Here is an 8,395-nt window from a genome sequence, read left to right as displayed (position 1 = left end):
CTCCCATACCTGGTACTTTTTGATTGACAAAAAGTCTAAAAGTCTTACCCAACAAGGTTTTTAGATTTATTCAGCAAACCCTAAATAGCGATCAAACTAAACTAGAAGAATTATTATGAAGAAACTCCTACAGGGACTAGAAAAGTTCCAGAGTGGTTATTTTGATGAACATCGGCAATTATTTGAGCAACTCTCCCACGGACAAAAACCGAGAATCCTGTTTATCACCTGTTCCGATTCCCGTATCGATCCTAACCTAATTACCCAAGCGGAGGTGGGGGAATTATTCGTAATTCGTAATGCGGGAAATATAATTCCTCCCTACGGAGCAACCAATGGTGGTGAAGGTGCATCTATAGAATATGCTATCAACGCTCTCGGCATCGAGCAAGTGATTATCTGCGGTCACTCCCATTGTGGAGCGATGAAAGGTTTGTTAAAATTGCAGAGTCTGGCCGATGAAATGCCTTTAGTTTACGATTGGTTAAAACAAGCAGAAGCTACTCGACGTTTAGTTAAGGATAATTACAAGGAACTAGAAGGAGAAGAACTGATCGAGGTGACAGTAGCAGAAAATGTTCTCAATCAGTTAAGTAATTTGCAAAGCTATCCAATTATTCGTTCCCGATTACATCAGGGTAAATTATCTCTACACGGTTGGATTTTTCGGATTGAAACCGGCGAAATTTTAGCCTACGATCCCATCCTACACGATTTTGTCGCTCCCCATAGTAAAATTACCCATGCCGAAGCAGAAGACAATTTACCCCCTAGTCGTCACCTTCCCAATAGTCATCCCTTCAAGATTTCTGAGGATTATATCAGGACTCATGCGGACTTAAAACAAGCGAATCCTGCGGTTAATACTGTGGCCAAAAAGAATGGCTCCTCGACCCAAAAACCGGGCTATACTTATTTAGAACCCTCCCAAGCCGATCGCATTTATCGCGGTTCGAGAAGTTAATTAGGGATTAGAGAAATTCTCTAGAGATGTACTTATTACCGTCTCTAGAGTGGCAGTTAATGGCAAGAGCCTTCGCAGGTAATCCGGGACAATCAGCCTGACATCTGGTGACAGCATCGGCAAGTCAGCAACGCTTACTGTTAGGAAAGCTAATAGCTATTGCTTTTTACTCAAAAAATATGGTATGATAGAAAATTGTCAGTTTTACGGAAGCCGATGAAAACGGAAGAGATTATCAAATCAATCGAAGCCGAGTATCTCAAGAGCGATCTGCCCATTATCCATGTCGGTGACACGATCCGGGTAGGGGTGCGAATCGTCGAAGGAGATAAAGAGCGGATTCAGCCCTACGAGGGTATTGTCATCGCCAAACGCCATGGCGGTATCAACGAAACGATTACAGTACGCAAAGTCTTCCAGGGTGTGGGAGTAGAAAGAGTCTTCCTGCTCCACTCGCCGCGGGTTGCCAGTATCAAGATCATCCGTCGTGGTAAAGTACGTCGGGCGAAACTATACTATCTGCGCGATCGGGTTGGCAAAGCCACCAGGGTACAAGAACGTTTTGATCGCCCTCTCTAAAAAATTTCCGGCGACAGCCTAACCAAGAAAGTTGCACAATCGCCAACAACTACGCTATAATAAATGAAGGCCTTAAAAAAGCCAAATCGTTTAGCGAATGGGCGCTCTTAGTTCAGTTGGTAGAACGCAGGTCTCCAAAACCTGATGTCGGGGGTTCAAGTCCTCCAGGGCGCGTTTGGTAATCACCAAGCCGATAACTGCAAAGGACATAATCTAAATGTCTGGGGGTTAGTGTGGGTTGTCCGGTGAAAATGATAAGTTAAGGATAGCTTGAGTATCATTTTAAGGAGTAGCGATCGTGGCCAAAAAAGAAACCCTAGAAAAAGACACGAGCGACAAGAAAGAGGGAAGCTCCTTTCAGGTCAAGGAATTCGTCAATGAAACCAAAGAAGAACTCGCCAAGGTCGTCTGGCCTTCCCGTCAGCAACTTTTGAGCGAATCGGCGGCCGTGATGTTAATGGTGACTTTGGTAGCCACTCTCATCTATCTGATTGATAAATTCTTTGCCTGGGGTGCGGGGAAGGTGTTCCCATGAATCTAGAAGAAGAGCAGTTTCCCGAAGAAGTCAATCTCAGCGGCCTACCGAAAAAACCCCGTTGGTATGCCGTGCAGGTGGCTTCCGGTTGTGAGAAACGGGTCAAAGCCAATTTGGAACAGCGCATCCACACCCTCGATGTGGCCGATCGCATTCTACAAGTCCAGATTCCCCAAGCGGCCACCGTCAAAGTCCGCAAGGATGGTTCACGGCAACACGGCGAGGAAAAAGTCTTCCCGGGTTATGTCCTGATCAGAATGATCATGGATGATGACGCTTGGCAGGTGGTAAAAAACACCCCCCATGTGATCAACTTTGTCGGGGCCGAACAAAAACGCCACTACGGACGCGGCCGTGGTCACGTCACCCCGCTACCCTTGAGTATGTCAGAAGTTGATCGCATCTTCAAACAAGCTCAGATTCAAGAACCCGTCGTCAAAATCAATATGGAAGTTGGCGATCAAATCTTGGTTCTATCCGGTCCATTTAAGGACTTTGAAGGGGAAGTGATCGAAGTTAGTCCCGAGCGCGGCAAACTCAAGGCCCTGCTCTCCATTTTTGGTCGGGATACCCCGGTCGAATTGGAATTTAATCAAGTCGAAAAACAAAACTAAATCATGGCTAAAAAAGTCGTCGCAATTATTAAACTAGCTTTACCTGCTGGTAAGGCTAACCCTGCTCCTCCAGTCGGTCCTGCTTTAGGTCAACACGGGGTGAATATTATGGCGTTCTGTAAAGATTACAACGCTAAAACCGCCGACCAGGCTGGGATGATCATCCCTGTGGAAATCTCCGTTTTTGAGGATCGTAGTTTTACCTTTATCCTCAAAACTCCCCCCGCTTCCGTTCTCATCCGCAAGGCGGCCGGTGTGGAAAGAGGTTCCAACGAACCCAACAAGAAATTTGTCGCCACCATTACCCGCGACCAATTACGGGAAATTGCCCGGACTAAAATGCCCGATCTTAACGCTAACGACATCGAAGCGGCCATGAATATTGTGGCGGGAACGGCCAAAAATATGGGTGTCAAGATCTCAGACTAAATCTTATTACGGGGAGAAGTTAAGCTTCGTTATTACCCAAGGAGCAACAAATCAGATGGTAAGAAAAGTTTCACGACGTTTGCGAGATGCCCAGGCTAAGGTAGAAAATAAAGCCTACGAGCCATTAGAAGCACTGACATTATTAAAGGAATTAGCGACGGCGAAATTCGACGAAACCGCCGAAGCTCATATTCGTTTAGGTATCGATCCTAAATATACCGACCAACAACTGCGGACAACGGTAAGTTTACCCAAAGGAACCGGACGCACGGTGCGAGTAGCGGTGATTACTCGCGGGGAAAAGGTACAGGAAGCGAACAACGCTGGGGCCGATATCGTTGGTTCAGAAGAATTAATCGAAGAAATCGCCAAGGGGATGATGGATTTCGAGGTGTTAATCGCCACCCCCGATATGATGCCGAAAGTGGCGAAATTAGGTCGTCAACTCGGTCCGCGGGGTTTAATGCCTTCACCGAAAGGGGGAACCGTAACCACGGATTTAACGGGAGCAATCTCTGAGTTTAAAGCGGGTAAATTGGAATTCCGGGCCGATCGCACCGGGATCGTTCACGTTCAATTTGGCAAAGCTTCTTTTAGTGCCGAGGATCTGTTAGTTAATTTGAAAGCTTTACAGGAAACGGTGGACAGAAACCGTCCTTCCGGAGCCAAAGGTCGTTACTGGCGTACAGTTTATGTTTCTTCCTCCATGGGGCCATCGATTCAAGTGGACATTAGCACCCTGCGGGATCTGAAATTAGCAGAAGGTTAATGACAGTTATTTTTCTTTGAAAAAGCCTCCAATCACTTGGAGGCTTTTTTTTGTGATTTTATCTATTCTGGTTCTTCGTTACTTGGTATGGTTCGATAGGGGGGCATAAATCGACTAAATCCTTATCTGGCAAGAGATTTAATTGATTAGTTCGCTCTAGATAAAAAACAATTAACAAAAATCGCTAAATGCCTTTCTATATAAGGGTTCCATCCCTTATAACCCCTGTCCATTGCATAACACAAACCGAAGAGCCTCTATTCTAAGATCATTGATTTTCATTTTTTGGTTCTTCTATAATCAATACAGCCTGATATTGTCCTTCTTTTAAATTTGAAGGAACTTGTACGGTTAATTGACCTTCATTGTTAACGAATGCTGCAACTTCAATGGTTTTCATGGTAACATATCTCTCTTCATTTTCTGCTATAATCTTAATGGTAGAAGCATCCTTATCTCCTAAAGAACGAGCATACTTTCCTCTCACTGCATTTTTTAAATGAGACTCCGTTAAAACCTGAGAATAATCATCTAACATTTCGTCATCTTTGATGGGATCATTGATTACTTTGTTCATAGATTTTTCTTTCATGTTTAGTTACTCTCCTAGCACTAATGATTCTGATGTTTCCTTGTCTTTCAGCATGAACAACTAAAAGCAAGCGGTTTTGACTAGAATAACCAATTGTCAAAAAACGATCTTCTAAGATTGAATGAGTAGGATCATCTAAAGTCAAAGAATAGGTATCTTCAAATACAGTTTTAGCCTCATTAAAAGAAATATCGTGTTTTCTCAGATTTATCTTAGCTTTATCTTCATCCCATTCAAAATTAGTCGTCACCATCTCAATTATACACAATAAATAAAATAAGTGGTATAAAAATCGCCCACCCTACTATGGTAAACCGTTAGTTAACTAAAGTGCGCTCGCCTTTGGCTAGATACTTTCGGGATCGCTCTATCTTGATCTTTATAGATGTTGGAAAAAAAACAATAAATTTGTGATACTGTTATCATTTTGACAAGTTATTGATGCTCTTTCTCAAGAAGATCGTCTATGATTAGCAACAGGATTAGAACCAAAGAAACAAAAACAAGAACCTTATGCTTGATTCAGATTGGGAAACCACAAAAGCAGGAAGAACAACCACAGACGACTAAGAGAAGAACGAACTGAACAATTAATGAATGCTTGTTTCCCTCATCTTTCTAGTGCAATTAATTGGGAATGCTGGGCCGATCGCACCTGGATCGTTCAGGTTCAATTTGCTAAAACTTCCAAAGGCCTCCAAGTTATTGGGGGCTTTTTTTTAGCTTGATCGCCCGATTGATATAGAATCAAAAGGCTACACTCAAGATTAATCGCTTGAATTATTCTCTTGTATCTGTTCTTAGAGCCAGCGTGTGGATTGTAGATTCTCCTAATACCCGTATTTTAGCCCCTAGTGCGATCGCACTAGGTAACTTTGATGGTTTGCACCTAGGTCATCAAACCGTCCTACAGCCAATTTTTCAGGATGAACCCGCTTATCCCACCGTTGTTAGTTTTACTCCCCACCCGCGGGAATTTTTTACGGGGGAAAAATGGCAGTTATTAACTCCTCTAGGGGAAAAAGTAGAGGTTTTAGAGAATTTAGGCGTTAAACAATTGGTTTTACTGCCTTTCTCTGCTGAATTAGCTTCCCTGACTCCCTTGGCTTTTATCGAACAGATTTTAGTAGAAAAATTACAGGCTAAATCGATCAGTGTTGGTCAAGATTTCCGCTTCGGTTATCGTCGTCAAGGTACAGCCGAAGATTTATTACAGATCGCCTCTCAATTTAAGATTAAAGTCGAGATTGTTGCTTTAAAAAACTGTGGGACGGGTCGGATTAGTAGTTCCCTAATTCGTCAAGCTTTGGCAGCAGGAAACGTTGAGCAAGCTGGGCAAATGTTAGGTCGTCCCTACAGTTTAACCGGTCGCGTGGTCGTCGGGCAACAGCTGGGCAGAACATTAGGTTTTCATACCGCTAATCTACAGGTTCCCCCCGATAAATTATTGCCGCGACTGGGGGTTTATTGCGGTTGGGTGCCTCTTGATGGTTCTCGCTTACCGGCAGTTATGAATATCGGTTATCGTCCCACGATCGAGGGAAAAACTATCAGTGTGGAAATCCATTTATTGGATTGGTCGGGCAATGTATATGATCGTATTTTAACGATGGATTTAGTGCAATTCCTGCGACCAGAACAGAAATTTAATTCTCTCGATCGATTAAAAAATCAGATCGAGATAGACTGCGATCGCTCTCGGTTAATTCTAACTTCTGTCACCGACAACTCCTAATATTTTTGGTATTCTCTTTCCACTTTACCCACCGCTTTCAATAAAGGAGAATCAAGGGAATCGATCCAATCAGCTACTTCTCGCGCTAATCCTAGGGTAACAATGCCTTGAGACGGTGGTAATTGACCAGCTAACGCCTGACTTTTGATGGTTTTCAGGACAGAAATTAAACCCTCAATCCGAGTCGATATTTCTGTTTTCCGCATCTGTTCGGCCACGGTAATAGCTTGGTCAATCGATTGAACTAATTCCCTCATGTTCGTTTCCATAATACTCTAGCGACACCAAAGAGATGTAACCGTTATTGCTCGCCCCTCTCCCCATTCTATATTGGCATCTCGTGAGTCTTTAATAAAAGTTTGCTGACCACCACCATAATAACAATAAGGTGGATTCTGGGGGGCAACAATTCCTTGATAAACCGTTGTTCCCGCCGGCAAAGTCACCGATACTACTTTGGTCGCTTCATTGGGGGGATTCCACTTTTGATCGAGGGCTAAATTTCTGATCGCCTCCACATTGGTGGTATATTGATCCGTGGTCAGAAAACGACCTTTTTTGTAATTTTCGTCACTATAATAACGGAAGAAAGTCTGGGGTTTTTCTAGGGTAATTGCCTGACATTCACTATTGCGAAAAGTGATGGCAAGATCTGGAGGAAGGGGACAGGAAGGAGCCTGATCTTGAGCCAATATTTTCCGAGAATTGAAAGTAAAATTTTTGGGTAAACTATTGGTTAATGTACTGGCTGCGATGCCTAAAACAAGACTAAAAACGAGGGAACTGGCTTTCATCTTCACTGATTAAGAGAAATTCTTCTCGATTTTATCAGACTGAACCGACTGAAAATCTTGATTTCGCCCACTGGCAACAATTCTTAACTAATTTTCTTCATGCTCCCAACCCTAACCCCGATTAGCTCCCTAGCAGAAAACTTCCCGCCATTGTCTGTCAACTTTTCTCGCTAGTTTGGGCAAATTAGGAAAAGAATCGTTAAGATCAAAAAAACTTAACATTAATCTTCTTGACAAAATCCCCCATTTGTACTATGAGAGACGCTATTGATATTTTGATGGAAAATTTGAGCCAGAGCATCGTCGGCCAAACCGAATCGATTCGCATTGTGCTGGTGGCTTTGCTCAGTGGTGGTCACGCTCTCCTCGAAGATGTCCCCGGAGTCGGCAAAACCCTGTTAGCCAAATCCTTAGCGCGTTCAATTAACGGTCGTTTCCAACGGGTACAATGCACCCCTGACCTCCTGCCTAGTGATATCACGGGAACCACGATTTGGAACCCCAACAGTCGCGAATTTGAATTTATCCCCGGCCCCGCTTTTGCTAACGTCCTGTTGGCCGATGAAATCAACCGGGCCACCCCGCGCACCCAATCGGCACTTCTAGAAGTCATGGAGGAAAAACAAGTTACCATCGATGGAGAAGCGCGGCCGGTCCCCCAACCTTTCTTTGTTATCGCCACCCAAAATCCGATCGAATATCAAGGCACTTTTCCGCTTCCAGAAGCGCAAATGGACCGTTTTGCCGTTTGCCTGAGTTTGGGTTATCCCAGCGCCACAGAAGAATTAAAAATGTTACAAAGACAGCATTCTCAAGAGACGGTTAAATCCCTAGAAGCTTGTATTTCCCTAGAACAGGTGGGAGAATTGCAAAGATTAGTCAGTCTGGTCAAGGTAGCTCCCACTTTACAGCAATATATCGTCGATTTAGTCCGCGCTACCCGTGATCATGAAGATATTAGTTTAGGAGTCAGTCCCCGGGGTTGTGTGGTTTTGCAAAAAGCAGTTCAAGCTTACGCTTTCTTGGAAGGTCGCGATTATGCTATCCCCGATGATGTTAAGTTTATCACTCCCTACGTCTTCTGCCATCGTCTGATTCCTAGTCACGGTCGTCAAGCTAAAGCGATCGTGGAAAGACTTCTGCAATCGGTGGCGATCGAGGATCGCATATATGCTTAAATTTCAGTTATTGTTGACATCCTCACCGCCGTAAACGGACGGTGATTCCCAAACCTCACGATTTGGGTTTCTGCTTGGGGTCCCGAAGGATTTTTCGCACCTGCCTGAACAGATTTACTCTGTTCTGGTCTTATGGTCGCTCTACAGACTGACACCGCAAGCCCTGCGGCCAAAATATTTTTACTAGCGTTAATATCTCGGTCATG

12 protein-coding genes, 1 tRNA gene and 1 pseudogene are annotated in these 8,395 nt (G+C 44.0%); 9 read left to right on the top strand and 5 right to left on the bottom strand.

The genetic code is table 11. The features are described 5' to 3' along the window. The first annotated feature begins 115 nt into the window (after positions 1-115). The 7 genes from IQ242_RS10565 (at position 116) to rplA (ending at position 3,890) form a co-directional block, all read left to right on the top strand. Positions 116-964, top strand: a complete 849-nt coding sequence (locus IQ242_RS10565) for a carbonic anhydrase (RefSeq protein ID WP_193959937.1) — start codon at positions 116-118, stop codon at positions 962-964. Positions 965-1,180: 216 nt separating this feature from the next. Further along, positions 1,181-1,543: a 50S ribosomal protein L19 gene (gene rplS, locus IQ242_RS10560; RefSeq protein WP_002738040.1), complete on the top strand. Its 363-nt coding sequence runs from the start codon at positions 1,181-1,183 to the stop codon at positions 1,541-1,543. A gap of 101 nt (positions 1,544-1,644) precedes the next feature. Beyond that, positions 1,645-1,717: transfer RNA gene (locus IQ242_RS10555), tRNA-Trp, on the top strand. Positions 1,718-1,841: 124 nt separating this feature from the next. Continuing rightward, positions 1,842-2,078 carry a preprotein translocase subunit SecE gene (gene secE, locus IQ242_RS10550; RefSeq protein WP_002765998.1) on the top strand — a complete coding sequence of 79 codons (237 nt, stop codon included), beginning with the start codon at positions 1,842-1,844 and terminating at the stop codon, positions 2,076-2,078. Beyond that, entirely contained in the window at positions 2,075-2,692 is a 618-nt protein-coding gene (gene nusG, locus IQ242_RS10545; RefSeq protein ID WP_002765996.1) for a transcription termination/antitermination protein NusG, read from the top strand. The genes secE and nusG overlap by 4 nt, the downstream gene beginning before the upstream one ends. 3 nt (positions 2,693-2,695) lie before the next feature. Next, positions 2,696-3,121, top strand: coding sequence for a 50S ribosomal protein L11 (gene rplK / locus IQ242_RS10540; protein ID WP_193959936.1), 426 nt, complete (start codon positions 2,696-2,698; stop codon positions 3,119-3,121). 55 nt (positions 3,122-3,176) lie between these two features. Continuing rightward, positions 3,177-3,890 carry a 50S ribosomal protein L1 gene (gene rplA / locus IQ242_RS10535; RefSeq protein ID WP_193959935.1) on the top strand — a complete coding sequence of 238 codons (714 nt, stop codon included), beginning with the start codon at positions 3,177-3,179 and terminating at the stop codon, positions 3,888-3,890. Positions 3,891-4,158: 268 nt separating this feature from the next. On the opposite strand, the gene IQ242_RS10530 is transcribed toward rplA, so the two are convergent. Both IQ242_RS10530 and IQ242_RS10525 read right to left on the bottom strand, forming a co-directional pair. Next, complete coding sequence (locus IQ242_RS10530) at positions 4,159-4,482, bottom strand: hypothetical protein (RefSeq protein ID WP_193959934.1); 324 nt, start codon at positions 4,480-4,482, stop codon at positions 4,159-4,161. Continuing rightward, complete coding sequence (locus IQ242_RS10525) at positions 4,448-4,735, bottom strand: BrnT family toxin (RefSeq protein ID WP_193959933.1); 288 nt, start codon at positions 4,733-4,735, stop codon at positions 4,448-4,450. Before IQ242_RS10525 ends, IQ242_RS10530 begins: the two co-directional genes overlap by 35 nt. Before the next feature lie 558 nt (positions 4,736-5,293). On the opposite strand from IQ242_RS10525, the gene IQ242_RS10520 reads away from it, so the two are divergent. Continuing rightward, positions 5,294-6,217: a bifunctional riboflavin kinase/FAD synthetase gene (locus tag IQ242_RS10520; RefSeq protein ID WP_193959932.1), complete on the top strand. Its 924-nt coding sequence runs from the start codon at positions 5,294-5,296 to the stop codon at positions 6,215-6,217. On the opposite strand, the gene IQ242_RS10515 is transcribed toward IQ242_RS10520, so the two are convergent. Continuing rightward, positions 6,214-6,474, bottom strand: coding sequence for a hypothetical protein (locus IQ242_RS10515; protein WP_104395649.1), 261 nt, complete (start codon positions 6,472-6,474; stop codon positions 6,214-6,216). The two genes, IQ242_RS10520 and IQ242_RS10515, sit on opposite strands and share 4 nt — an antisense overlap. 18 nt (positions 6,475-6,492) lie before the next feature. Next, complete coding sequence (locus IQ242_RS10510; protein ID WP_193959931.1) at positions 6,493-7,011, bottom strand: hypothetical protein; 519 nt, start codon at positions 7,009-7,011, stop codon at positions 6,493-6,495. Positions 7,012-7,265: 254 nt separating this feature from the next. On the opposite strand from IQ242_RS10510, the gene IQ242_RS10505 reads away from it, so the two are divergent. Then, a complete protein-coding gene (locus IQ242_RS10505; RefSeq protein WP_193959930.1) occupies positions 7,266-8,189 on the top strand; it encodes a MoxR family ATPase in 924 nt (307 codons plus the stop codon). Here the strand turns inward: IQ242_RS10505 and IQ242_RS10500 are convergent. Then, a pseudogene (locus IQ242_RS10500) lies at positions 8,186-8,395 on the bottom strand (hypothetical protein); the annotation flags it as partial. The gene IQ242_RS10505 and the pseudogene IQ242_RS10500 sit on opposite strands and share 4 nt — an antisense overlap.

It is taken from the genome of Microcystis sp. LEGE 08355 (assembly GCF_015207185.1).
In the GTDB taxonomy this organism is placed as follows: domain Bacteria; phylum Cyanobacteriota; class Cyanobacteriia; order Cyanobacteriales; family Microcystaceae; genus Microcystis; species Microcystis panniformis.
The sequence above is the reverse complement of the archived record's forward strand: the minus strand, read 5'-3'. Positions and strand labels throughout refer to the sequence as shown.